General features: G+C 70.6%; 24 protein-coding genes. 6 read left to right on the top strand and 18 right to left on the bottom strand.

The window, feature by feature from the left end; translation table 11 throughout:
- The first annotated feature begins 72 nt into the window (after positions 1-72).
- Entirely contained in the window at positions 73-2,028 is a 1,956-nt protein-coding gene (locus G5B31_RS05550) for a DUF3857 domain-containing transglutaminase family protein (protein WP_165014403.1), read from the top strand.
- A gap of 57 nt (positions 2,029-2,085) precedes the next feature.
- Here the strand turns inward: G5B31_RS05550 and G5B31_RS05545 are convergent, their stop codons facing one another.
- The 5 genes from G5B31_RS05545 to ubiA form a co-directional block, all read right to left on the bottom strand.
- Positions 2,086-2,556 (bottom strand): peptidoglycan-binding protein, encoded by a 471-nt coding sequence (locus tag G5B31_RS05545; protein WP_165014402.1) that lies wholly within the window; start codon positions 2,554-2,556, stop codon positions 2,086-2,088.
- Between the two features lie 203 nt (positions 2,557-2,759).
- Entirely contained in the window at positions 2,760-4,238 is a 1,479-nt protein-coding gene (locus G5B31_RS05540) for an NAD-dependent succinate-semialdehyde dehydrogenase (protein ID WP_165014401.1), read from the bottom strand.
- A 192-nt stretch (positions 4,239-4,430) separates the two neighbouring features.
- Positions 4,431-4,760, bottom strand: a complete 330-nt coding sequence (locus G5B31_RS05535) for a hypothetical protein (RefSeq protein ID WP_165014400.1) — start codon at positions 4,758-4,760, stop codon at positions 4,431-4,433.
- A gap of 19 nt (positions 4,761-4,779) precedes the next feature.
- A complete protein-coding gene (locus tag G5B31_RS05530) occupies positions 4,780-6,762 on the bottom strand; it encodes an OmpA family protein (protein ID WP_240904293.1) in 1,983 nt (660 codons plus the stop codon).
- Positions 6,763-6,850: 88 nt separating this feature from the next.
- Positions 6,851-7,822, bottom strand: coding sequence for a 4-hydroxybenzoate octaprenyltransferase (gene ubiA, locus G5B31_RS05525; protein WP_165014399.1), 972 nt, complete (start codon positions 7,820-7,822; stop codon positions 6,851-6,853).
- 11 nt (positions 7,823-7,833) lie between these two features.
- Between ubiA and G5B31_RS05520 the strand changes: the two genes are divergently transcribed.
- The 3 genes from G5B31_RS05520 (at position 7,834) to G5B31_RS05510 (ending at position 10,809) form a co-directional block, all read left to right on the top strand.
- Entirely contained in the window at positions 7,834-8,556 is a 723-nt protein-coding gene (locus G5B31_RS05520) for a 16S rRNA (uracil(1498)-N(3))-methyltransferase (RefSeq protein ID WP_165014398.1), read from the top strand.
- A gap of 247 nt (positions 8,557-8,803) precedes the next feature.
- A complete protein-coding gene (locus tag G5B31_RS05515; protein ID WP_165014397.1) occupies positions 8,804-9,355 on the top strand; it encodes a hypothetical protein in 552 nt (183 codons plus the stop codon).
- Between the two features lie 107 nt (positions 9,356-9,462).
- Positions 9,463-10,809: a glutamate--cysteine ligase gene (locus G5B31_RS05510; RefSeq protein ID WP_165014396.1), complete on the top strand. Its 1,347-nt coding sequence runs from the start codon at positions 9,463-9,465 to the stop codon at positions 10,807-10,809.
- A gap of 28 nt (positions 10,810-10,837) precedes the next feature.
- Here the strand turns inward: G5B31_RS05510 and G5B31_RS05505 are convergent, their stop codons facing one another.
- The 7 genes from G5B31_RS05505 to G5B31_RS05475 all read right to left on the bottom strand — a co-directional run bounded on the left by G5B31_RS05505 (position 10,838) and on the right by G5B31_RS05475 (position 15,610).
- Positions 10,838-11,344, bottom strand: a complete 507-nt coding sequence (locus G5B31_RS05505) for a hypothetical protein (protein WP_165014395.1) — start codon at positions 11,342-11,344, stop codon at positions 10,838-10,840.
- Between the two features lies 1 nt (position 11,345).
- Positions 11,346-11,966, bottom strand: coding sequence for a glycerol-3-phosphate 1-O-acyltransferase PlsY (gene plsY, locus G5B31_RS05500; protein ID WP_165014394.1), 621 nt, complete (start codon positions 11,964-11,966; stop codon positions 11,346-11,348).
- A gap of 10 nt (positions 11,967-11,976) precedes the next feature.
- On the bottom strand, positions 11,977-13,248 hold the full coding sequence (gene pyrC, locus G5B31_RS05495) for a dihydroorotase (protein WP_165014393.1): 1,272 nt from the start codon (positions 13,246-13,248) through the stop codon (positions 11,977-11,979).
- A gap of 68 nt (positions 13,249-13,316) precedes the next feature.
- Positions 13,317-13,613, bottom strand: coding sequence for a hypothetical protein (locus G5B31_RS05490; RefSeq protein ID WP_165014392.1), 297 nt, complete (start codon positions 13,611-13,613; stop codon positions 13,317-13,319).
- The gene (locus tag G5B31_RS05485; RefSeq protein ID WP_165014391.1) at positions 13,610-14,059 is read right to left on the bottom strand and encodes a hypothetical protein; all 450 of its coding nucleotides are present in this window, start codon (positions 14,057-14,059) and stop codon (positions 13,610-13,612) included. The genes G5B31_RS05490 and G5B31_RS05485 overlap by 4 nt, the downstream gene beginning before the upstream one ends.
- A 112-nt stretch (positions 14,060-14,171) precedes the next feature.
- Positions 14,172-14,651 (bottom strand): hypothetical protein, encoded by a 480-nt coding sequence (locus G5B31_RS05480; RefSeq protein ID WP_165014390.1) that lies wholly within the window; start codon positions 14,649-14,651, stop codon positions 14,172-14,174.
- Entirely contained in the window at positions 14,648-15,610 is a 963-nt protein-coding gene (locus G5B31_RS05475) for an aspartate carbamoyltransferase catalytic subunit (RefSeq protein WP_165014389.1), read from the bottom strand. Before G5B31_RS05475 ends, G5B31_RS05480 begins: the two co-directional genes overlap by 4 nt.
- Before the next feature lie 95 nt (positions 15,611-15,705).
- Between G5B31_RS05475 and G5B31_RS05470 the strand changes: the two genes are divergently transcribed.
- Together G5B31_RS05470 and moaB are read left to right on the top strand one after the other, a co-directional pair.
- Positions 15,706-16,515 (top strand): uracil-DNA glycosylase family protein, encoded by an 810-nt coding sequence (locus G5B31_RS05470; protein ID WP_165014388.1) that lies wholly within the window; start codon positions 15,706-15,708, stop codon positions 16,513-16,515.
- A 28-nt stretch (positions 16,516-16,543) separates the two neighbouring features.
- A complete protein-coding gene (moaB, locus tag G5B31_RS05465) occupies positions 16,544-17,083 on the top strand; it encodes a molybdenum cofactor biosynthesis protein B (protein WP_165014387.1) in 540 nt (179 codons plus the stop codon).
- A 102-nt stretch (positions 17,084-17,185) separates the two neighbouring features.
- Here moaB and G5B31_RS05460 read toward each other — a convergent pair whose 3' ends face one another.
- The 6 genes from G5B31_RS05460 to G5B31_RS05435 form a co-directional block, all read right to left on the bottom strand.
- Positions 17,186-18,598, bottom strand: coding sequence for a homospermidine synthase (locus G5B31_RS05460; RefSeq protein ID WP_165014386.1), 1,413 nt, complete (start codon positions 18,596-18,598; stop codon positions 17,186-17,188).
- 16 nt (positions 18,599-18,614) lie between these two features.
- Complete coding sequence (locus tag G5B31_RS05455) at positions 18,615-19,151, bottom strand: TIGR00645 family protein (protein WP_165014385.1); 537 nt, start codon at positions 19,149-19,151, stop codon at positions 18,615-18,617.
- Between the two features lie 86 nt (positions 19,152-19,237).
- A complete protein-coding gene (gene rpsD / locus G5B31_RS05450) occupies positions 19,238-19,858 on the bottom strand; it encodes a 30S ribosomal protein S4 (RefSeq protein WP_165014384.1) in 621 nt (206 codons plus the stop codon).
- A gap of 238 nt (positions 19,859-20,096) precedes the next feature.
- Complete coding sequence (locus tag G5B31_RS05445; RefSeq protein WP_165014383.1) at positions 20,097-21,167, bottom strand: Hint domain-containing protein; 1,071 nt, start codon at positions 21,165-21,167, stop codon at positions 20,097-20,099.
- Positions 21,168-21,270: 103 nt separating this feature from the next.
- A complete protein-coding gene (locus G5B31_RS05440) occupies positions 21,271-22,179 on the bottom strand; it encodes a lipid A-modifier LpxR family protein (RefSeq protein ID WP_165014382.1) in 909 nt (302 codons plus the stop codon).
- A gap of 91 nt (positions 22,180-22,270) precedes the next feature.
- Entirely contained in the window at positions 22,271-22,849 is a 579-nt protein-coding gene (locus G5B31_RS05435) for a YqgE/AlgH family protein (RefSeq protein WP_165014381.1), read from the bottom strand.
- Positions 22,850-22,943: the final 94 nt, after the last annotated feature.

The raw sequence follows: 22,943 nt of genomic DNA, 5'->3' as shown, positions 1-22,943 counted from the left end.
CCCCCGGCCCTCGCCTTGCCTGCCCCGCCCGGCTCGCCTAGGCTGGCGCCATCCCCAGACATGCGGTGGTTCATGCGTGCCCTGATCGCCCTTTGCGCCTTTCTCTGCCTCGCCCTGCCCGTGCTGGCGCAGGACGCCGGACTGGTCCGCGCCGATGCGCCGGACTGGGTGGACGACCTGCCGCTGCCGGCGGTGGACGAGACGCTGCTGGCGCAGTCGCTGGACGGAGTGCATTACATCCTGTCGGACCACCAGCGGCACTGGCAGGGCGACACTGCGCTGTCCTATGCCCGCACCGCGCTTCTGGTCACCGACCGGGCGGGGCTGGAGCGGGCGGCGACGATCAGCTTCGACTACGATCCCCGCTTCGACCGGGTGGTGCTGACCCGGCTGGCGGTGATCCGCGGCGGCAAGGAGATCGACCTGCGCGACAGCCTGCGCGAAGAGGTGCTGCGGCGCGAGGAGCGGCTGGAGCAGGGCATCATCGACGGCACCCTGACCGCCTGGATCCAGGTGCCGGACCTGCGGGTGGGCGACATCGTCGACTATGCCAGCATCCGCGAGATGAAGCCGATGGTGGCCGAGGGCGAGCGGGCGGTCTGGTCGGTGCTGGAATGGGGCGTGCCGGTGCAGCTGTCGCGCACCGTGGTGCTGTGGCCCGAGGACTGGGGCTTCAACCAGGCGCCGCTGCCGGAGCGGGTGACGCATGTCTCCTCGCCGGTCGCCGGGGGGCTGGTGCGGCACGAATGGCAGCGGGTCAACCATGTGCCCGAGCGGTGGGAGGACAACATTCCCCCGGGGCATGAGGAGGGCGCGATCCTGCGGCTGTCGGCCCTGACGGACTGGGGCCCGATCTCTGCGGCGGTGACGCCCTACTATGCTGCCGACTATCCGCTGACCCCGGAATGGGATGCGAAGGTGGCCGCCATCGCCGCGGCCAGTGAAGACCCCGAGACCCGCGCTTTCGCGGCGCTGCGGCTGGTGCAGGACGAATTGCGCTATGTCTCGCTGTCGGTGGGCGCCGGCGGCTACTGGGCGCGCAAGCCGCAGGAGGTGATCGCCTCGGGCTTCGGCGACTGCAAGGACAAGGCGCTGCTGCTGGCGGTGATCCTGAAGCGGCTGGGGCTGGAGGCGGCGGTGGCGCTGACCGACGTGGACGCCGGTCCCGCCCTGCCCGGGGAAGTGCCGATGCTGGGCGCCTTCGACCATGCCATCGTCCGGATCTGGCACGACGGCCGCGCGCATTGGGTGGACCCGACCGCCAGCCACCAGGGCGGCGGCTTCGACACCGCCGCCCCGCCGCCCTTCGGCTGGGCGCTGCCGCTGACCGGCCCGGAGCAGCTGGAGCTGGAGCCGATCCCGGTGACGCCCGAGCAGGGCTGGTCCACCGACGTGACCGAGACCTATGCCTTCACCGCGCTTGGCCTGGGGCTGGAGGTGCGGTCGGTCTATCGCGGCGGGGCGGCGGATTCGATGCGGCAGAAATGGGCGACCAACCCGGCCTCCGCCCTGTCGCGCGACTACCTGGACTATTACGCCGGGCGCTATCCCGGGCTGGTGATGGTCCGCGAGATGGAGATGCGGGACGACCGTGCGCAGAACCGGCTGGAGATGGTGGAACGCTACCTGCTGCCGCAGGAGGCGCTGCGCGGATCGGCGGTGGAGCGGGACTTCCCCTTCGGCACCGAGGATTTCGCCTCCAACCTGCCGGAGCGGCTGACGGGGCCGCGGCGGGCGCCGCTGGACGTAGGCGGCCCGGCGATCTTCCGGCACCACATCCGGGTCGGCAATGCGCCGATGGAGTTCATCGCGCCGGACCCGGTGCGGTTGGCCAACCCGGGCTTCCGCTTCAGCCTGACCGCCGGCGACAGTCCGGCCGGGACGCTGGCGCTGGACTGGGAATACCAGCGCAGCGGCGCCCCGGTGCGGCCCGAGATGGCGGCGGCGGTGATCACCGACGGCCGCCAGGTCAGCGACGCCACCTGGTTCAGCTGGGATGTCTCGCCCGATCCGGGCTTCGGCCCGTAAGCGAAAAGGCCCCCGTCCCGCGAAGGGACAGGGGCCGGGGCCTGCCCGGCGGGGGCGTCAGTAGAGCAGGCCGTCGTAGAGCGCATAGACCCCGCCGGCCGAGTTCAGGTGGCCGGAGGCGCCCGAGGCGCGGGCATAGGCGACGATGGCATTGTAGGTGCCCGGGCCGAAGGACCCGTCGATGCCGCCGTGGTAATAGCCGTAGGCCCGCAGGCTGCGCTGGATCGCCTTGCGCTCGGCCCTGGAATAGCTGTTGAAGGCCTGCGCCGCCGGGGTCGAATAGACCGAGCCGTAGCGGGGCGTGTCGTAGCGCGGCCCGGGGTCGCGGTAGACCGGCTCGCGGTAGGTGGGCGCGGCCTTGCGGTGGCGGTTGTTCTCGATCAGTTCGTCGATGATGATCGCGGTCAGGGCGCCGGCGACGAAGCCCTGTTCCTTCTTGCCCCAGGCATGGGCGGGGGCGGCGGCGGTTGCGGCCACCGCAAGCGCGGCGGCGGTGGCGATGGCCTTGGTGTTGAAGAGCGGCAGCATGTCCGGTCCTTTCCATGAACGGTTCTGCACCCGAGCAGTGGTGCGATGGGGCCAATCTGGGACGCCGCGCCCTGCTAGGCAAAATCGCCGGGGCGTTATCGGATAGCGGCAGGGATTCCAGAGGGTTGCACGGCGCCGGACAGCGAAAAGGGGCGGGTCCCCGCGGACCCGCCCCCTGCCGTTTCCTGCCCCTGAAGCGGGACTCAGATGCTGAGGCAGATGTATTTCATCTCCAGGAAGTCCTCCATCCCGTGGCGGCTGCCCTCGCGGCCGAGGCCGGATTGCTTGACCCCGCCGAAGGGCGCGACCTCGGTCGAGATGATGCCGGTGTTCACGCCGACGATGCCGTATTCCAGCGCCTCCTGCACCCGGGTGATGCGGCCGATGTCGCGGGCGTAGAAATAGGAGGCCAGGCCGAAGATGGTGGCATTGGCCTTCTCGATCACCTCTTCCTCGGTCTCGAAGCGGAAGAGCGGGGCGACCGGGCCGAAGGTTTCCTCGTTGGTCACGATCATCTCGTCGGTGACGCCGGTCAGCACGGTCGGCTGGAAGAAGTTGCCCCCCAGCTCGTGCCGCGCGCCGCCGATCTCGACCTTGGCGCCTTTCGAGGTGGCGTCGGCGATATGCTCCTCGACCTTCTCGACAGCGGCGAAGTTGACCAGCGGGCCGAACTGCACCTCTTCCTTCAGGCCGTCGCCGACCTTCGACCGCGCCACCGCGTCGCGCAGCTTGGCGGCGAAGGCGTCGTAGACGCCGGACTGGACATAGATCCGGTTGGCGCAGACGCAGGTCTGGCCGTTGTTGCGGAACTTCGACATCATCGCGCCCGCCACCGCCGCATCCAGGTCGGCGTCGTCGAAGACGATGAAGGGCGCGTTGCCGCCAAGCTCCATCGAGCATTTCAGCACCTGCTCGGCGGCCTGGCGCAGCAGGATGCGGCCGACCTCGGTGCTGCCGGTGAAGGTCAGCTTGCGGATCAGCGGGTTCTCGCAGAACTCCTTGCCGATCTCCGAGGATTTCCGCGAGGTGATCACCGAGAAGATGCCCTTCGGCAGCCCGGCCCGTTCCGCCAGCACCGCCAGCGCCAGCGCCGACAGCGGCGTCTCGGCGGCGGGGCGGGCGACGAAGCCGCAGCCTACGGCCAGCGCCGGGCCGCATTTGCGGGTGATCATCGCGTTGGGGAAGTTCCAGGGCGTGATCGAGGCGACGACGCCGATCGGCTGGCGGATCACGGTGATCCGCTTGTCGCGCTGGTGGCCGGGGATGGTCTCGCCGTAGACGCGCTTGGCCTCTTCGCCGAACCATTCGATGAAGCTGGCGCCATAGGCGATCTCGCCCTTGGCCTCGGCCAGCGGCTTGCCCATCTCGGCGCAGAGGATGATGCCCAGGTCGTCCTGGTTCGCCATCATCAGGTCGAACCACTTGCGCATGATGACGGCGCGTTCCTTGGCGGGGCGGGCGGCCCAGTCCTTCATCGCGGCATGGGCGGCCTTGATGGCATGGGCGGCCTCGGCGCGCGACAGGTCCGGGACCTCGCAGATCACGTCGCCGCGGGCGGGGTTGACCACCGGGAAGGTGGCGCCGTCGGCGGCATCCACCCATTCTCCGGCGACATAGGCCTTGGTGGCCAGCAGCGAGGGATCATTCAGCAGGTCGCGCAGGTTGGTCACGGAATCGAGCATGGGAGCCTCCGTTCGAAAGGGATGCCGCGGGATGCCACGGCGGGGGCCGTGTTGTCCAGTTCCGTGCCGGGATTAGGTCCAGTTGGCGCCGCAAGTCGCCGGGGGCTGGAGGGATGCCGGGCACTCGTCGGGCACTTCGTGTCCTCCTCGTGAGATCTCGCGAAGAGTGCACGAAGTGCTCGATGAGCCTTGTCAGCCGTTGGCGTGCATCCGCTCGATATAGGCGCGCATCTCCTCGGCCTCCTGCCGGGCGTCGCGCAGCCCGTCCATCGCGGCGCGCAACTCGGCCTCGGTCTGGGCGATCTGGTTCATCAGCTCGCCCTCGCGCTGCTCCAGGTAGATCACCGCCTGGTCGCGGACCTCCTCGGCCTCGTGCAGGGCCTGGGCCATGCGGTCCATCTCGGCCAGGTCGTTGCCGGCCACCCGGGCGAAGCGGTGCAGGAGCCAGTGGGTGAACCAGCCCATGGCGAAGGCCAGAAGCAGGATGATCGCGGTGGCGATGACGAATTCGGTGCGGTTCATGCCCTGTCTTGTCCTGTCTTCAGCCGTCCTGCGTCTCGGGGCGCGGCTTCGGCCGTATCGTCTTTTCCGTCGGCGCGACAGAGGGCGAGGTGTCGCCCGAGAAGTCAGGCCCCTCCGCCGCAGGCGCGGCAGCGGGGGCGGCGGCGGCGGTTTCCCCGGCCGGCGCGGCGGCGGCCAGCTTCGGCACGAATTCGATCCGCCGGTTGGCCTCGCGCCCTTCCTCGGTGCCGTTGTCGGCGATCGGCACGCCCTCGCCATAGCCGACCGCGGTCATGCCCGAGACATCGACCCGCCGCCCTTGCAGCGCCAGAAGCACCGCCTCGGCCCGGGCCTGGCTGAGGGCCTTGTTGCCGCTCTCCGACCCTTGCGCGTCGGTATGCCCGGCGATCTCCATCGGCAGGGCGGGGCAGTCCTTCAGCACCTCGGCCAGCTTGGCGATCACCGGCAGCGAGTCGCTGCTGATCTCGGCCGAGCCGGGGGTGAAGGTGATCTTCTGCGCCGAGACCACGGCCTTGACCTCGGCCGCGCATTCCTCGGGCGTGGGCAGAGCGGCGAAGGGGTCCAGCTCCTCGTCATAGGTCACGTCGACGCGGAAGGTCTGGCCTTGGCCCAGCTTGCCCGACAGGATCTGCGTCACCCGGGCGCGGGCGTCCAGGCTGCCGGCGACGCCCTTCACCTCGACGGTGTCGGCGCGCACCAGGAGGTTGCCGTCGTGCAGCACCGCCAGCGCCTCCAGCCCGGCCAGCACCCGGATCGGCCAGCCGTCGGGCAGGTCGGGGTCCAGCCGGGTGGCGACATAGACCTTCGAGGCGCCGAAGGAGGCGCGGGCGAAGGCGTCCACCGCGGCCTGCTGCGCCTCGTCGGTCAGCCGGCCGCGCAGTTCCACCCGGCCTTCGGGCGTCAGCTTCGCGGTGAATTCCGCCGGGCCCTGCGCCGCTTCCTTCTTCGGCAGCTGCGCATCCAGCGAGAAGACCGGCGGCAGCGCCGCGCGCAACTCGCCCACCACCCGGTCGAAATCGCCCTGCGCCACGCTGTCGCCCGCCAGCAGGCTGACATCGGCGTCGGAGAAGGTCAGCGTGGCATTGCCCAGTTCCGCCACCGCCTTGATCCCGGCCGCCACGCCTTCGGCCCAGCGGGGGGTGGGGACGCCCAGGCCGATGGTGCAGTCGGCCCCCGCGGGCAGGCCCGCCGCTTCGGCCGCGCGCAGGATGGTCAGGCGGGCGCGTTCGCTGTCGGCGGCGCAGGCGTCGAAGCGGGCGCCCTGGTCGTCCTTGATGAAGCGCAGGGTGAAGGGCGTCAGCACCGGCCGCGGCGCCGAGATCTCCAGCACCAGCCGCAGCCCCTCGGGCCGCCGGGCGTTCAGCGCGGCTTCCAGCTGGCGCTTCTCGGCGGCGCTTTCGGCGATGGCCGTCACCTCCACCCGGTCGGCCGCGACCGAGACCTTGGAGCGTTTCAGCATCTTCAGCGCCTCGATCCCGAAGGTCAGCGCGTCGTTCCAGGCCTCCGGCGCCGGCCAGGCGGCGGCCTCCAGCAGGTTGTCGACCTCGATCCCCGGTGTCATCGCCTCGGCGGCGGCGACCAGCGCGGCCTCGTCGATGCCGCCGGCCTCGGGCTGTTCGGGCAAAAGGCCGATCAGCTGGATGCCGTCGTCGTTGCGCAGCATCTCGACCGAGAAGCGCGGGGCAGCCAGCGCCGAGGCCGGCGTCACCTCCAGCGAATCGCGGATGCGGCTGGAATCGACCAGGGTGCCGACCAGGTTCAGCGCCCGGAACCGCGCCCGTTCGTCCGGCGCGGTGCCGGCGAGATGCACCTGCAACCCGTCCGAGGCCACCGTCACCCAGTCCATCCCCGCGGCCTGCAGGCCCGAGGAGACCACGGCATCCGACCGCATCTCGATCACCAAGGCCGAGAGGAAGGCGACGACCAGCATCACCACCCCCGCGGCCGCGAAAGCCGGCGCGGCCAGAAGCGTGGAGGACAGGCGGAGAAGGCGCTTCGGCAAGGGTCACTCGTGCAGGCGGGAGTCGGGCAGGCGGGGAGTCGGGGGCCGGCCCCCCCTGCTTCCTAGGGCGATTGTCCGGCCGGATCAATCAGACCAGCGCGGCTGCGGCAAGAAACAGCACAAGGATCAGCCCGGCGTCGCGGTTGGACTTGAAGATGCGCAGGCAGGAGGCCGGGTCGTCGGGGCGCAAGAGCCGCATCTGCCGGACCATATGCGCCCCCATCGCCCAGACCCCGGCCAGCACCAGCAGCATCGGCCAGGGGCCGCGGGCGGCGGGCAGGGTGGCGATGACGGCGGCCATCAGCAGCAGCACCGCCAGCAGCAGGAAGCCCGCCAGCCAGCGCCCGGCATTCTTGCCGAACAGCCGGGCGGTGGACTTCACCCCGATCAGCGCGTCATCCTCCTTGTCCTGCAGGGCGTAGATCGTGTCGTAGTAGAGCGTCCAGCTGATGCCGGCGGCATAAAGCAGGAAGGCTCCGGGCGGGACCTGCCCGGCATGGGCGGCCCAGGCCAGCAGCGCGCCCCAGTTGAAGGCGAGGCCGAGGAAGGCCTGCGGCCACCAGGTGAAGCGTTTGGCGAAGGGATAGATCGCCACCAGCGCCAGCGAGCCGACGCCCAGGGCGATGGCGAGGCGATTGTAGCTGAACAGGATCAGCGCGCCGATCAGGGCCTGCACCGCCATCCAGACCAGCGCCTGCTTCACCGTGACCTGGCCGGAGGGCAGCGGGCGGCTTCGGGTGCGGGCGACCGAGCCGTCGATGTGCCGGTCGGTGATGTCGTTCCAGGTGCAGCCGGCGCCGCGCATCAGCAGGGCGCCGATGCCGCAGCCGGCGGCGATCCACAGGTCCCAGGGCCGGAAGCCGTCGACATTCGCCGCCAGCGCCACGCCCCAGAGGCAGGGGATATAGAGCAGCCATGTCCCGATCGGCCGGTCCGCTCGGCTGAGCCGCAGGAAGGGGCGGGTGCGGGGCGGGGCGAAGCGGTCCACCCAGTTGCCTTTCGGCGCATCGGCGACTTGCCCGGGCTGCGCGGGCTCTGGCGTTCCGGTGTTATGGGACATAGGTTTCCCCCATGGCAGAGCGACAGGTCCGACTTCACATAGACCAGCCCCTTCGCCCGGGGCAAGCCGTGGCCCTGTCCGAGGGCCAGGCGAACTATCTTTTCGCGGTGATGCGGCTGCCGGTCGGCGCCCCGGTGCTGCTGTTCAACGGCCAGGACGGCGAATGGCGGGCCGAGGTGGCCGAAGCGGCGAAGCGCCGGGGGGTGCTGGTCTGCCGCGAGCAGGTCCGGCCGCAGGTCCTGCCCCCCGACCTCTGGCTGCTGTTCGCGCCCCTGCGCAAGGAGCGCACCGCCTTCCTGGTGGAAAAGGCTGTGGAGCTGGGAGTGCGGCGGCTTCTGCCGGTGGCGACCCGCTACCTTTCCGGCGACCGCTTCCGCGCCGAGAAGGAGCGTGCCCATGCGGTGGAAGCCGCCGAGCAATGCGGCGCCACCTTCGTGCCGGAGGTCTGCGCGTTGCAGCCGCTGGAGAAACTGCTGTCCGGCTGGGATGGCCGCCGCCTCTACTGGGCCGACGAGGCGCTGGCGGGGCAGGGGGCGGACTGGCCCGGCGCCCCGGGCGACCCGGCGGCGATCCTGATCGGCCCCGAGGGCGGCTTCGCGGCGGAGGAACGCGAGCGGCTGCGCGTGCTGCCCTTCGTCACCCCCGTCTCGCTCGGCCCCCGCATCCTGCGGGCCGAGACCGCGGCGCTGGCGGCGCTGACCCTATGGCAAGCCCGCTTCGGGGACTGGCAATGACCCCTCGTGCTTTGGCCGGGCGGGAACAGGCGAGGCACTGCCTCGCCCCCGCCCGTGCCCGGCATGTCACCCGGAAACCTGTCGGCACGAAACCCCGGGAGGCCAGCGCCCGACCCGGCGGGCGAGAAGCGCCCGTCGGGGGCGGGGCGGGCGCTGGCCGGGCCTTTGAAGCCCGGCCGGGAAGGTTGAACCGTTGCGCTGTGGCGAAGGCGATGGCCTTCGCCAGACCGGCCGGGCAGGCCCCGCGATGACCGGCATCCGTCCCGAGATGCGCGACCGGCTGGAGCGCTGGTCGGAGCCTGCCCTCGGCGCGGCGGTGCTGGCGCTCGGCCTCTGGACTGCCACCCGCGGTGGCTGGCTGCTGGCGGCGGGGGGCGGCATGGTCGCGGCGCTCGGCGCCGGCTGGCTGGTCCTCGGCCTGCGGCGGCTGCGCTTCCGCGGCCAGGGCGATGCGCCGGGCCTGGTGGAGCTGGACGAGGGCCGCGTCACCTACATGGGCCCGCGCATCGGCGGCAGCGTCAGCCTGGATGAGTTGACCGAGATCCGCCTGCTCACCCTGCGGGGCCGCCGGGCCTGGCGGCTGCGGCAGGCCGACGGGGAGGTGCTGCTGGTGCCGCTGGATTCCACCGGGGCCGAGGCGCTGTTCGACGCCTTCTCCACCCTGCCGGGCCTCAGCTCCGCCGCGCTGGTCGCCGCCCTGTCGGGCGAGGGCCCGGCCACCGGCCAGACCCTTCCCGCCCCCGGCGCGGCCGACCGGCTGGTCTGGCGGCGTCCGGGCCGCGGCATGGCCCCGCTGTAATTCTGCCATGACCTTTTGTGATGATTTCGCCGGGTCCCTTGACTATCCCTGATCGGCAAGACACCTGTGTCCGCCGAAACGACCTGTCCCCCAGACGGAGCCTGCCCATGTCCATTCCCCAGTCCGGCGGCGGACCGATCGAGAGCTTCGACCAGCTGGCGGGCCTGCTGGAGTCCGGCTGCAAGCCGCGCGAGCAATGGCGCATCGGCACCGAGCACGAGAAATTCGGCTGGCTGACCGACTCGCGCCTGCCGCTGCCCTATGCCGGCGACCGCTCGATCTCGGCCCTGTTCGCGGCGCTGGAGGCGCGCTTCGGCTGGTCGCCGGTGCGCGAGGGCGACAACACCATCGGCCTGACCCGCAACGGCGCCAACATCAGCCTGGAGCCCGGCGGCCAGTTCGAACTCTCCGGCGCGCCGCTGGTCTCGGTGACGGAGACCGCGGCGGAGCTGGACAACCACCTGGAGGAGGTGGCGCAGATCGCCGGCCCCCTGGGCATCCGCTTCATGTCCATCGGCGCCGCGCCGGACTGGACCCACGCGCAGATGCCGGTGATGCCGAAGGGGCGCTACCGGCTGATGACCGATTACATGGGGCGCGTCGGCACCCATGGCACCCAGATGATGTATCGCACCTCCACCGTGCAGGTGAACCTCGACTACGGGTCCGAGGCCGACATGGTGCAGAAGCTGCGGGTGGCGCTGGCGCTGCAGCCGGTGGCGACGGCGCTGTTCGCCTCCTCCCCCTTCTTCGAGGGCAAGGAAAACGGCCACAAGAGCTGGCGCTCGCGCATCTGGCGGGGGCTGGACGACAGCCGGACCGGGATGCTGCCCTTCGTGTTCGAGGACGGGATGGGCTTCCAGCGCTATGCCGACTGGGTGCTGGATGTGCCGATGTATTTCGTCTACCGCGACGGGAAATACATCGACGCGCTCGGCCAGTCCTTCCGCGACTTCATGGCCGGGAAGCTGCCCGCCCTGCCGGGCGAGAAGCCAACGCTGTCGGATTGGGCCGACCACCTGACCACCGTCTTCCCCGAGGCGCGGGTGAAGAAATACATCGAGATGCGCGGCGCCGATGCCGGCAGCCGGGCGCATCTGGTGGCGCTGCCGGCGTTCTGGACCGGGCTGATGTATGACCAGACCGCGCTGGACGCCGCCTGGGACCTGGTGAAGGGCTTCGACGCCGAGACCCGGCAGGGCCTGCGCGTCGCCGCCTCGGTCTCCGCCCTGCAGGGCGAGGCCGGCGGGGTGAAGCTGCTGGACCTGGCGCGCGCTGCGGTGGCCTTGTCGCAGGCCGGGCTGGCCGCGCGCGGCCATGGCGAGGAGCGGCTGCTGGCGCCGCTGATGGAAAGCCTGGCCTCGGGCAGGGTGCAGGCCGACCGCTGGCTGGAGCTGTATCGCGACGAATGGGGCGGGTCGCTGGCCCCGATCTACGAGGCGGCGAGCCTTTAGGGACGATTTCCGCGCGGATTTCGGTGCGTCACCGCTCCGGCAGATCCAGCCAGGGCTTGCCGTCCTTCCAGCCGCCGCGGACGAGGCGTCCGGGCCGGCCCATCTTCGGGAATTCGGCGATCCGGTCGCGGAAGCGGTCGTTGCTGACCACGATGGCATCGGCGTCGCTGGCGTGGGTCAGCAGGAACGGGTCGGCCTGGGTGCCCTTCGGCACCACCAGCACGCGATCCGCGCCGATCCCCAGCAGCGCGCCGAAATCGCCGTCATGCAGGTAGCGGCCGGTCAGCTTGTAACCGGCATTGGCATCGAAGATCACCCCGGCGCGGTAGCCGCGGCGGTCCAGCAGGTCCAGCACCGCGATCACCGGGCCGAGCCGGGGCGTGTTGTCCTGCCAGTGCATGACGTTCGAGCCGTCCACCACCGCCTGCGGCCGTGCATCCGCCTCATGTGCCGATCTCCGGCTCCGGGCCAGCAGAAGCAGCAGGATTGCCAGCAGCACCAGCCCGAACAGCCCAAGGAGCAGTCCGTCGCTCATGTCAGCCCTGCGGCTTCTTCTGCCCGATCTTCGGCTCGGTCCCGGCCTTGAGGCGGGCGAGGTTGGCGGCGTGGCGGATGTAGATCAGCACGGTCAGGATCATGGTCAGCAGCAGCATCCGGCCGTGGTCGAAGGCGAAGAGCCAGAGCGGCGACAGCGCCGCCGCCACCAGCGCGCCGACCGAGGAGATGCGGGTCACCGCCACCGCCACCGCCCAGGTGGCGCAGCAGGCCAGCCCGACGCGCCAGTCCAGCGCCAGCATCAGGCCGAGGAAGGTCGCCACCCCCTTGCCGCCCTTGAACCCCAGCCAGACCGGATAGAGATGGCCGAGGAAGGCGGCCAGCCCCGCCAGCTGCGCGGCATCCTCGGCGCCCAGGAAGGCCCGCGCCAGCACCACCGCCAGCGCGCCCTTGCCGCCGTCCAGCAGCAGCGTCGCCAAAGCCGCGCCCTTGTTGCCGGTGCGCAGCACGTTGGTGGCGCCGATGTTGCCCGAGCCGATCCGGCGCAGGTCGCCCAGCCCCATCGCCCGGGTCACCAGCACGCCGAAGGGGATCGACCCCAAGAGATAGGCCAGCACCGCCGTCAGGACCAGCGTGTCGGTTGCAGTCACCAGTTCCGGCATGTCCGTCCCCTCAGGCGGCGAAGACCTGCGCGCCGCCGACCCATGTCGCCAGCACCTTACCCTCCATCCGCGCGCCGTCGAAAGGGGTGTTCTTCGACTTCGAGCGCAGGGCGAAGCGGTCCAGCTGGAACGGCGCGTCGGGGTCGAACAGCACCAGATCGGCCGGGGCGCCTTCCGCCAGCCGCCCCTGCGGCAGGCCCAGGCGGCGGGCGGGGTTCAGCGCCATGGCGCGGAACAGCGCGGGCAGCGTCAGGTGACCGCCGTGGTAAAGCCGCATCGCCGCGGGCAGGAAGGTTTCCAGCGCCACGGCGCCGGTGGCGGCCTCCTCGAAGGGCCGGCGCTTCGATTCCTCGTCGGCCGGGGTGTGGAAACTGGCCACCACGTCGATGGTGCCGTCCGCCAGCGCGGCGATGACGGCCTGCCGGTCGTCCTCGGATCGCAGCGGCGGGGTCAGCTTGAAGAAGGTGCGGTAGTCGCCGACGTCGAATTCGTTCAGCGTCAGGTGGTGGATCGAGGTCCCCGCCGTGACATCCAGTCCCGCCGCCCGGGCGCGTTGCAGGGCGGGCAGGGCGGCGGCCGTGGTGATCTGGTCGGCGTGGTAGCTGGCGCGCGTCATCTCGACCAGCGCGAGGTCGCGCTCCAGCCCCATCCGTTCCGCCAGCGGCGTCACCGCGGGCAAGCCGCGGAGAGAGGCGAACTTGCCGGAGGTCGCCGAGGCGCCCTTCGACAGGCCAGGCTCCTGCGGGTGGCCGACGACCAGCGCGCCCAGGGAGCGGGCATAGGTCAGCGCGCGGGACAGCGCCTTGGTGTCGGGCGCCACCGCGAAGACATCGGTGAAGGCCACCGCGCCGGCGTCCAGCAGGAAGCCGATCTCGGTCATCTCGCGCCCCTCGCGGCCCTTGGTCAGGGCGGCCATGTGGCGGATGCGCACGGGGGCGGATTCGGCGGCGCGGCGGGTGACGAATTCCAGCACTTCAGGGGTGTCGATGGCGGGCAGGGTGTCGGGCCGGGCGATGATCGTGGTCACGCCGCCCGCCGCCGCCGCGAGGCCCGCCGAGCGGAAAGATTCCCGGTGCCGCTCGCCGGGCTCGCCGATCTTCACCCCCCAGTCGATGATGCCGGGGGCCAGGCACTTGCCGCCGCACTCCACCACCTCGGCCCCCTTCGGCAGCTTCGCGTCGCGGCCGAGGATCGCGCCGTCGCGGACCGTCAGGCTGCCGGGGCTGTCGGTCCCGGCCTCGGGATCGATCAGGCGGGCGTTGGCGAAATGCAGCGTGGTCATCTGTCCGGTCTCTGTCTGGCCCGTCGGTCCGGGCGTGTAGGGGCGGCGGCGGCGTCTGTCCAGCCGGTCTAGGGCCTGCCGCGGCGGCGGAAGAGGTAGAAGGCCGCCGCGCCCATCAGGAAGGGGATCGGCGAGCCCTCGGAGATGGAGAGCGCCAGCGTCGCCACCAGCCCCAGCCACAGCGCCCAAGGTGGCGGGCCGCGCCGCGGCTGCGGCCGGTCCCGCGCCGGGTCGAGCCGCTGGCCCCGGCCGGCGGGGGGCGGCTCCGCGCGGTCGGCCTCGACCGTCTCTGGCGCGGGATCGGGCCGCACGGGCTCGGGCAGGAAGACCGGCGGGCCGTCGCGGTCGGCGTCGGGGCCGGTCATCCGCGCCCCGCCACGGTCAGAATCCGCCGGGCCGCGGCCTGCGGGTCGGAGAGGTATTTCATCAGATGCTTGTCTCCTGACAGGGTGACGATCTGCACGGCGCCGAGGAAGGGTCGGGCAAGGCGCAGCTGCGCCAGCGGAATGCTGCGGCCCGCCGGGCCGATCAGCCGGCGGCCGGTCAGCAGCCAGCGGTCGGACAGCGCCTCGGAGGCCAGATAAGCCGCCCGCGCCGCGATGGCGATCGCCGCGCCGATCGGGCCGGCCGCCGGAAAGGGATTGCCCTGCCAGATCAGCACCAGCCCCGCGACGGTGCCCAGGACCACCGCCATCACCAGATGCGCCTTCCAGTAGACCAGCCGGTCGGCGCGGAACTCCTCCAGCACCGCCTCGTCCGGGTCCGGCCGGACCGCGTGCCCCATGATCCCGTCCGGCTCGATCCGCGCCATCGCTATCCCATCAACACGAAGAGAGTGGTGAAGACGGCCAGGAAGACCAGCACGGCCACGGCTACCATGCCGCCCTTGCGCATGTCGTCCTTCGAGGGCTTGCGGTCAGGGTTCATCGCGGGGCCTTCCCGTCCGGGGCGGCGTAAAGCGCGATCAGATGCGCCATGGTCTTGCGATTCAGCAGGCGGAAATGCAGGCGGCTGCCATCGGGGGCGGTGAAGGTCAGGCCGCGCCAGCCGCCGGACCAGTAGGGCTGGGGCCAGGTGCCGGCCCGCGGCAGCGACTGCAGCCGGGGCGCCCCGGCGAAGGGATGGCGGCGGACGAGGATGCGGCGGTCGGTCAGCGCATAGGCATCCCGCGCGAACAGGAAAAAGGCGCCTGCGGGAAAGGCAAGCACCGGCAACACCGCTGGCCCGGCGACGAGGCTGAAGAGGAAGACCGAACCGGCAAAAATCGCGGTTCCGGTAAAGTCCGGCCGGCCGGACCACAGAAGCACCTCGCCGGAGGTAAGAAGACCGGGCCAGTCGGGCGTCGCCGCCGGGTCCGCGGTGACCGATGCTCCGGCAGGTTCAGGCGCCAGCAATCCGCTCACACCATCGTCCCCACGATCTTCCGCCCGCGTTCCGCCCGCAGGTTGCGGGCCAGCAGGTCCATGCAGGCCATGCGCACCGCCACGCCCATCTCCACCTGGTCCTGGATCACCGAGCGGTTGATGTCGTCGGCCAGGTCGCCGTCGATCTCCACCCCGCGGTTCATCGGTCCTGGGTGCATCACGATGGCCTCGGGGCTGGCGTGGGACAGCTTCTCGGCGTCCAGCCCGTAGCGGTGGTAATACTCGCGCTCCGAAGGGATGAAGCCGCCGTCCATCCGCTCCTTCTGCAGCCGCAGCATCATCACCACGTCGGCGCCCTTCAGCCCCTCGCGCATGTCGTCGAACAGCTCGCAGCCGAAGGCGTCGACGCCCGAGGGCATCAGCGTCGGCGGCGCGATCAGGCGGATGCGGTTCTCCATCTTGTTCAGCAGGATCAGGTTCGACCGGGCCACGCGGCTATGCGCGATGTCGCCGCAGATCGCCACCGTCAGCCGCTGGATCCGCCCCTTCGCCCGCCGGATCGTCAGCGCATCCAGCAGCGCCTGGGTCGGATGCTCGTGCCGCCCGTCGCCGGCGTTCAGCACCGCGCAGTTCACCTTGGACGCCAGCAGGTTCACCGCTCCCGAAGAGGGATGCCGGACCACCAGCAGGTCCGGGTGCATAGCGTTCAGCGTCAGCGCGGTGTCGATCAGCGTCTCGCCCTTCTTCACCGAGGACTGGGCCACCGCCATGTTCATCACATCCGCCCCCAGCCGCTTGCCCGCCAGCTCGAAGCTGGCCTGGGTGCGGGTGGAGTTCTCGAAGAACATGTTGATCTGCGTCATCCCGGCCAGCACGTCGGACTGCTTCACCGTGCGGCGGTTCAGGTCGACATAGCGGTCGGCAAGATCGAGGACGGTGGTGATTTCCAGCGGCGCGAGCGGTTCGATGCCAAGCAGGTGGCGGGCGCGGAAGGCCATGGGGGAGGTTCCCTTCGGTTTCGCCCGGCTTAGCGCAAAGCGGGCGAGGGGGGCAAGCCTTGCCGCCCCAGCCGCCGCGGCCTACCCTCCGGCCCATGGGAATCGCCTCCGACATCGCCGCCGACTGGCACGCCGCGCTGGCCGCGCTGGCCTGGCAGCTGGACGCGGGGGTGGACGAGGCGCTGTCCGATACCCCGGTGGACCGCTACGGCCTGCCCGAGGCGCAGCCGGCGCCGCGGCCGGCCGCCGCTGCCCCTGCCGCAAGGCCCCAGACCCCGACGCCGGAGCCGGTGCGCACCGCACTCGACCCGGTGGCCGTCGCCGCCGCCGCCGCTGCGGCCGCCCGGACTCTGGACGACCTGCGCGAGGCGGTGGCGGCCTTCGACCTTTGCGAGTTGAAGAAGGGCGCGCGCAACACCGTCTTCTCCGACGGCAACCCCGCCGCGCGGCTCTTGATCCTGGGCGAGGCGCCGGGGCGGGACGAGGACCTCGCCGGCCGCCCCTTCGTCGGCCGGGCCGGGCAGCTCTTGGACCGGATGTTCGCCGCCATCGGCCTCAGCCGGCAAAGCCCGGATGCCGAAAGCGCGCTCTACATCACCAATGTCATGTTCTGGCGCCCCCCCGGCAACCGCGACCCGGAGCCGGCCGAGATCGCCATGATGAAGCCCTTCGTCCTGCGCCATATCGAGCTGGCTGACCCGCAGGTGATCGTGGTGATGGGCAACACGCCGCTCTCCTGCCTGACCGGCCACCGCGGCATCCTGCGGGCGCGGGGCAACTGGACCACCGCGCTGGACCGGCCGATGCTGCCGATGACCCACCCGGCCTATCTGTTGCGCAACCCCGCCGCCAAGCGCGATGCCTGGGCCGACCTGCTGGCGATCCGGGAAAGGCTGCGGGGATGAGGCCGGCCTTGCAGCGAGGGAGCAGAGCATGGGCATAGACGAGAGCAAGGACTTCATCCCGGTCCGCATCGCGGTGCTGACCGTCTCGGACAGCCGCGGGCCGGAGGACGACCGCTCGGGCGACACGCTGGCCGAACGGCTGACCGGGGCGGGCCACATCCTTGCCGCCCGCGACCTGCTGCCCGACGACCGCGACCGCATCGCCGCCCGGCTGCGCGACTGGATCGCCGATCCGGGCGTGGATGTGATCCTGACCACCGGCGGCACCGGCCTGACCGGCCGCGACGTGACGGTCGAGGCGCATCGGGACGTCTACGAGAAGGAGATCGAGGCCTTCGGCACCGTCTTCACCCTGGTCTCGATGCAGAAGATCGGCACCTCCGCCGTGCAGAGCCGCGCCTGCGGCGGGGTGGCGGGGGGGACCTATCTCTTCGCCCTGCCGGGCAGCCCCGGCGCCTGCCGCGACGCCTGGGACGAGATCCTGCGCTGGCAGCTGGACTACCGCCACCGCCCCTGCAACTTCGTCGAGATCATGCCGCGGCTGGAGGAGCACAAGCGGCGGAAGTGAGGCGGGGAGAGCTGCTCGGGCGGAAAGAGGAGCAGGAAGCTCCATTCTCCGTCCTGCAAATATCCCCGCCGGAGGCTCTCCCGGCAGGGCCGGGCGCTTGCCTCAGACCACCAGGAAATTGGTGAACTGCCAGGAATCATCTTCGTCGCGGTCCTCGGCGAAGCTGTTGATCCGGTGCGCAAGCGGGGTCCAGTCGGTGTAGTGGCACTCGATCCGGCCCAGGTAGGGGCGCTGGACCTCAAGGCAGCGGGCGTGGTCCATCTCGTCGGCCTCGACGATGCCGGCCCGCGGGTTCTCGGCCGCCCAGACCATGGCGGCCAGCACCGCGCTGGTGACCTGCATCCCGGTGGCGTTCTGGTAGGGCGCCAGGGCCCGCGCCTCGTCGCAGGAGAGGCGGGAGCCATACCACATCGCCCCTTTCGCGTGGCCGTAAAGGAGCACGCCGAGGTCGTCGCCGCCTTCGGTGATCTCCTCGGCGGTCAGGATATGGGTCCGGGTCGGCAGCTGCCCGGCGCCCTTGACCTCGTGCAGCGAAAGGATGGCGTCGTTGCAGGGGTTGTAGGCGTAGTGGCAGGTCGGGCGGTAGATGGCGCGGCCGTCCTGCCAGACGGTGTAATAGTCCGGGATCGACAGCGCCTCGTTATGGGTGATGACATGGCCGAACTGCGGCCCGTCGGGGCACCAGCTGCGCACGCGGGTGTCGGCGCCGGGGCGGTCGATCCAGATCGCATAGCCGGGGCCATGGTCGAAGGCGTGGCCCTGCGGCGGCAGCTTCTTCTCATGCGTGCCCCAGCCCAGTTCGGCGGGCTGGAAGCCTTCGGACAGCAGGCCGTCCACCGACCAGGTGTTGACGAAGACGCCCTTCGGCTTCGGCCGGGCCGAGACCTGGGTGTCGCGCTCGGCGATATGGATGCCCTTGACGCCGAGGCCCTGCATCAGCGCCGCCCAGTCATCGCGGCTGCGCGGGTCAGCCGGAACGCCGGTATCCGCGGCCAGCCGCAGCAGCGCCTCCTTCAGCAGCCAGGACACCATGCCGGGATTGGCCCCGCAGCAGGAGACCGCGGTCGGCTTGCCCTTCGACGCCGCGGCCAGCGCCCGCACCTTCTCGCGCAGCGGATAGTTGGTGCGGTCGGCGTTCGGCAGGGCCGAGCCGAAGTAGAAGCCGGGCCAGGGCTCCACCACCGTGTCGATGTATTGGACGCCGATTTCCTGCGCCAGCAACATCAACTCGATGGAATCCACGTCGACCGACAGGTTGACGATCATCCCCTTCCCCTCGGGGAACAGGCCGCGCAGGGTTTCGGCGAAATTCTCCGGCGTCAGCGCCAGCTGCAGGTGGCGGATGCCGTGGTCGCGCAGGAGATGGGAGAAGTCGCCCGAAGGCTCGATCACCGTGAACCGGCTGCGGTCGAAGCCGATGTGCCGCTCGATCAGCGGCAGCACGCCCCTGCCGATGGAGCCGAAGCCGATCATCACCAGCGCGCCGTCGACCGTCGCGTGAACCTCCTGCGTCATCCGCCCGTCCTTTCCTTCAGTGTTCCTTGGCCTTCGAGGTCAGCCAGTCCATCAGCGCCAAAAGCACGCCGGAGACGACGAAGGTCAGGTGGATGATCACCATCCACTGCATCGTCTCGGCGCTGGCGGCATGGGCCGGGTCGCCCTTGCCGAGCGACATGAAGACCTTCAACAGGTGGATCCCCGAGATCGCCACGATCGAGGCGATCAGCTTCATCTTCAGCCCGGAGAAATCCACCTTGCCCATCCAGCCCGGCCGGTCGGCGCCGGTGTCGAAGTCGAATTTCGACACGAAGTTCTCGTAGCCCGAGAACAGCACGATCAAGAGCAGGTTCGCCGCCAGCGACAGGTCGATCAGCGTCAGCACCGCGAGGATGGCCTGGTCCGCCGTCAGCTCCAGCACCTTCGGCAGGTAATAGGCCAGCTCCTTGACGAAGATCACCGCCAGCAGCGCCAGCGAGACCGAGAGGCCCAGATACATCGGCGCCATCAGCCAGCGGCTGGCGAAGAGCGTGCGCTCGAAGCTGTTCTCGATGGAGGGTTTGCCGCTCATGCTGTCCTCGGGCGCGTGGAATGGAAAGGGCCGCAACCTCGCGGCGCGGCCCCTGTGGGATGGGTGCGCCGGGCGCACCTTATCCGTTAGTTCTTGGCGTAGTATTCGACCACCAGGTTCGGTTCCATCTGCACCGGATAGGGCACGTCGCCCAGGCCCGGGGTGCGCACGAAGGTGGCGGTCAGCTTGTTGTGGTCGACTTCCAGGTAGTCGGGCACGTCGCGTTCGGTCAGGGCGATGGCCTCGGCGATGGCGGCCATCTGGCGCGACTTCTCGCGGACCGAGACCACGTCGCCTTCCTTCACCCGGTAGGAGGCGATGTTCACCGGCTTGCCGTTCACCAGCACATGGCCGTGGTTGACGAACTGGCGGGCGGCGAAGACGGTCGGCACGAACTTGGCGCGGTAGACCACCGCGTCCAGGCGGCGCTCCAGCAGGCCGATCAGCATCTCGCCGGTGTCGCCGCGGACGCGCTCGGCCTCGGCATAGATCTTGCGGAACTGCTTTTCGGTCAGGTCGCCGTAGTAGCCCTTCAGCTTCTGCTTGGCGCGCAGCTGGGTGCCGAAGTCGGACAGCTTGTTCTTGCGGCGCTGGCCGTGCTGGCCGGGGCCGTATTCGCGCTTGTTCAGCGGCGATTTCGGGCGGCCCCAGATGTTTTCGCCCATGCGGCGGTCGATCTTGTATTTGGCAGCGGTGCGTTTGGTCATCGCTGATCTCCTTCTTTCGGTTCCAGAAGGGCGTTGTCCTCTCCTCCGGACCTGATCCGGGGGCGACAGGTCATCCCCTTGCGGGGGCCGCCAACACCAATGAAAAGCCCCGGAATCGCTTCCGGGACCATGGGGGGCTTATAGGGGCGATTCCGCCGGTGTCAACCATAGGCTCGTCGTGCGCCTGCGGCTTCTCCTCGTGCGCGCCCCGAGGAGGAACGAAGTTCCCGGCGAGGCTTCATGCCGCCCGCGTCTCGTGCCGCAGGATCGCCGCCTCCGACGACGACAGGTTGCGCCGCGCGTAGTCGCCGTAGGAATGCGGGTTGACCTCGATCCCCGGAAACAGGCCCAGCAGGCCCGCGCGGTCGTGCGGGTCGATGGTGTCCAGCGCGGTGTTCGACGGGTGGAAGCTTTCGGTCTCCATCCCGTTGGCGAAGATCACGTTGTGGCGGTCCAGCAGCAGGTGGATGTAGGTCACCTCGCGCGCGGCCAGGTCGACGGCGATGGACTGGTCGTTCACCAGGTCCTCGGCCGCCACCAGCACTTCGGCGCTGTTGAACAGCGCCTGCGCCGCCGGGCCGCGCAAGAGCATCCGGTGCTGCGGCGAGACCCAGAGGTCGTCCTCCGGCCTGCCCTGGCCAAGCGCCCCGGCGCGGAAGCGGATCGGCCGCAGATGCGGCATGGCGTAGAGCCGGGCGCCGGTCATCCGCCGGCTGCCGCGCCACAATATCTCCTGCGGGCCGTTGTCCTTGGTCTGGATCAGGTCGCCCGGGCGCAGGTCGTCGATCAGCCGCGGGCCCTCGGGGGTCAGGATGCGGGTGCCGGGGGTGAAGCAGATCACCCCGCCGCCCGCGCGGTCGCCCGCCGCCCCGCCGGAGCGGTCGATCTGCGCCCGCACGATCCAGAGGTCGCGGTCGGCCGGCGGCGGCGTGCCCAGGAACATCAGCAGCCGGGCGCCGCTGTCGGGCACCGGCAGGATGGTGACCGGATAGCTTTGCAGCCCGTCGGTGACGATGAAGCACTGGTCCGGCATCTCCTCCGGCTCCTCGCGCGTCTCGTCCCGCTCTTCCGTCCCTACCGCGACACCGATCAACCGCTGAACCATGCGCGCCGCCCGCTGGCGCATGTCCGCCGCCCCTTCGGCCCCTTCCAGAAGCAGAACCCCGCCCGGCGCGTCGATGCGCACGGCATTGCCCGTCCAGCGCCAGGCGGCGCCGACCGTCAGCATGTCCAGGGTGGCGGCGCTGACGCCGTCCACTTCGGTCTGTGACCAGGAGATGACGAACGTGGCTTTTACGCCCGTTCCCATAGCCTGTTTGCCTGCTCGTTCTTATTCTTTTATTGGGCCGAGGTTAGCAGGCGCGGGCCGGCTTGGCTATGACGTTCCTGCCACAGTTTTGCCGTAAAATCGGTCAGAAATTCAACTGAAGGTTGATGGAGCCGACCGTCTGCGCCTCGGGCTGGCCCTCGAATTCTTTGCCGAGCCGGGTCAGCCCGAACAGGACCGAGCGGCGGTCGCCCTGCCAGGCGATGCCTGCCCGCAGCCGCGAGCGGCTGTCGCTCAGCACCGCCGCGCCGCCTTCGGGCAGCAGCTCGCTGTCGAAGACATGCGCCACGTCGCCGCCGAGGAGGAAGCTCCACCCCGGTTCCGGGCTGCCGGCCACGGCGCGATAGCGCTGGCCGGTGGTGTGCTCGCGGATCATCAGCGCGCCGCGGCCGTAGCTGCCGAAGGCAAGGTCCAGCCCGCCGCGGACGAAGGTCTCCAGTCCCGCCTGCGCCTCGGCGAAGGGGCGGATGGTGGCGTCGCCCAGGCGGAAGCTGCGGCCGGTCTCCAGCACCAGCGTCGGGTGGAAGCCGTTGGCGATCTGGTCCGAGGCTACCCGCGGCCGCGACATGCCGAAAAGGTCGTGCAGCGCGTCCTGCAGGTCGCTGATCCCCGTTTGCTCGCCGCTGATCGCGAGGTCGAGGCCCAGGCTGGTCTCCAGCCCCGCCGTCTGGAAATGGCTGTGGACGCCGAAGGCCAGCACGCCGGCATAGCGGCGGTCGCCGGGGGCGGCGACGGTCAGGTTCTCGGGCGCGATGATCTCGGCCCGGGCGCGGAATTCCAGGATCTCGCCGAAGCGGCCGGGCAGTTCGCCCGACCAGGACGGGCCGCGGACCCGGCTGACCGTGTAGCTGCCGGTCCGCCAGCGGTCCTCGAGGTCGCCGAGGCCGTCGTTGGTGAACATGCGGCCCCAGCCCAGCGTCACCCGCTCCTGCGTCGAGGCAGGCGCCGCCAGCCCGCACAGCAGCACCGCCGCCAGAAATCCCCTGATCTTCATTCCGTCCCCTGCCCTTGGCCGTTCCGGTCCAGCCAACACGGCGACTGTGGCCGGGATCGGGCGGCTCTGTGGCCTTTCGCAGGTCTTTGCCTCATGCCCGCCCCGCCGCCCCGGACAGTGTCACCGGGTCGATCCCCAGCAGCCGCAGGGCGCCGGCCCATTTGGCGGGGTTGGCCTCGCGGAACACCAGCTCCGCCCCCGCCTCGCAGACCAGCCAGTCGTTGCGCAGGATCTCCTCCTCCAGCTGCCCCGGCCCCCAGCCGGAATAGCCGAGCGCCAGCAGCGCCAGTTCCGGTCCCGCGCCGCTGGCCAGCGCCTCCAGGATGTCCAGCGTGGCGGTCATCCGGTAGCCGCCCGGCACTTCCATCCCCGGCTCGGCCTGGCCGTTCCAGTCGTCCGAATGCAGCACGAAGCCGCGGCCGCGTTCGACCGGGCCGCCGAAATGCACCCGGATGTCGCGGCCGGGGGCGGAGGCGCGGATGCCCAGATGCTCCAGCAGCCCGGCGAAGGACATCTCGGCGGCGGGCTTGTTGACGATCAGGCCCATGGCGCCCTCGGCGGAATGGGCGCAGATCAGGATCACGCTGCGCTGGAACCGCAGGTCGCCCATGCCCGGCATGGCGATCAAGAGCTTGCCCGCAAGGTCCCCCGCGATCTGTTTTCCGGCCATGGGCGCCTCCTCGCCCCCAGAATGCCCGGCGGGCGAGGGATGCTCAAGCGCGAAGGGGCTGCGGCAGCGGCGCCACAGATCACGTCTCGTCGCC

Origin of the sequence: Rhodobacter sp. SGA-6-6, from assembly GCF_011043545.1 — a bacterium.
GTDB lineage: Bacteria > Pseudomonadota > Alphaproteobacteria > Rhodobacterales > Rhodobacteraceae > Pseudogemmobacter.
Note: the sequence above shows the minus strand (reverse complement) of the source record. Positions and strands in the feature narration are given on the sequence as shown.

Excerpts from the sequence above, each read along its gene's own strand:
- G5B31_RS05550 (WP_165014403.1), top strand. The coding sequence starts at position 73 with ATGCGTGCCCTGATCGCCCTTTGCGCCTTTCTCTGCCTCGCCCTGCCC.
- G5B31_RS05545 (WP_165014402.1), bottom strand. The coding sequence starts at position 2,556 with ATGCTGCCGCTCTTCAACACCAAGGCCATCGCCACCGCCGCCGCGCTT.
- G5B31_RS05540 (WP_165014401.1), bottom strand. The coding sequence starts at position 4,238 with ATGCTCGATTCCGTGACCAACCTGCGCGACCTGCTGAATGATCCCTCG.
- G5B31_RS05535 (WP_165014400.1), bottom strand. The coding sequence starts at position 4,760 with ATGAACCGCACCGAATTCGTCATCGCCACCGCGATCATCCTGCTTCTG.
- ubiA (WP_165014399.1), bottom strand. The coding sequence starts at position 7,822 with ATGTCCCATAACACCGGAACGCCAGAGCCCGCGCAGCCCGGGCAAGTC.
- G5B31_RS05520 (WP_165014398.1), top strand. The coding sequence starts at position 7,834 with ATGGCAGAGCGACAGGTCCGACTTCACATAGACCAGCCCCTTCGCCCG.
- G5B31_RS05515 (WP_165014397.1), top strand. The coding sequence starts at position 8,804 with ATGACCGGCATCCGTCCCGAGATGCGCGACCGGCTGGAGCGCTGGTCG.
- G5B31_RS05510 (WP_165014396.1), top strand. The coding sequence starts at position 9,463 with ATGTCCATTCCCCAGTCCGGCGGCGGACCGATCGAGAGCTTCGACCAG.
- G5B31_RS05505 (WP_165014395.1), bottom strand. The coding sequence starts at position 11,344 with ATGAGCGACGGACTGCTCCTTGGGCTGTTCGGGCTGGTGCTGCTGGCA.
- plsY (WP_165014394.1), bottom strand. The coding sequence starts at position 11,966 with ATGCCGGAACTGGTGACTGCAACCGACACGCTGGTCCTGACGGCGGTG.
- pyrC (WP_165014393.1), bottom strand. The coding sequence starts at position 13,248 with ATGACCACGCTGCATTTCGCCAACGCCCGCCTGATCGATCCCGAGGCC.
- G5B31_RS05490 (WP_165014392.1), bottom strand. The coding sequence starts at position 13,613 with ATGACCGGCCCCGACGCCGACCGCGACGGCCCGCCGGTCTTCCTGCCC.
- G5B31_RS05485 (WP_165014391.1), bottom strand. The coding sequence starts at position 14,059 with ATGGCGCGGATCGAGCCGGACGGGATCATGGGGCACGCGGTCCGGCCG.
- G5B31_RS05475 (WP_165014389.1), bottom strand. The coding sequence starts at position 15,610 with ATGGCCTTCCGCGCCCGCCACCTGCTTGGCATCGAACCGCTCGCGCCG.
- G5B31_RS05470 (WP_165014388.1), top strand. The coding sequence starts at position 15,706 with ATGGGAATCGCCTCCGACATCGCCGCCGACTGGCACGCCGCGCTGGCC.
- moaB (WP_165014387.1), top strand. The coding sequence starts at position 16,544 with ATGGGCATAGACGAGAGCAAGGACTTCATCCCGGTCCGCATCGCGGTG.
- G5B31_RS05460 (WP_165014386.1), bottom strand. The coding sequence starts at position 18,598 with ATGACGCAGGAGGTTCACGCGACGGTCGACGGCGCGCTGGTGATGATC.
- G5B31_RS05455 (WP_165014385.1), bottom strand. The coding sequence starts at position 19,151 with ATGAGCGGCAAACCCTCCATCGAGAACAGCTTCGAGCGCACGCTCTTC.
- rpsD (WP_165014384.1), bottom strand. The coding sequence starts at position 19,858 with ATGACCAAACGCACCGCTGCCAAATACAAGATCGACCGCCGCATGGGC.
- G5B31_RS05445 (WP_165014383.1), bottom strand. The coding sequence starts at position 21,167 with ATGGGAACGGGCGTAAAAGCCACGTTCGTCATCTCCTGGTCACAGACC.
- G5B31_RS05440 (WP_165014382.1), bottom strand. The coding sequence starts at position 22,179 with ATGAAGATCAGGGGATTTCTGGCGGCGGTGCTGCTGTGCGGGCTGGCG.
- G5B31_RS05435 (WP_165014381.1), bottom strand. The coding sequence starts at position 22,849 with ATGGCCGGAAAACAGATCGCGGGGGACCTTGCGGGCAAGCTCTTGATC.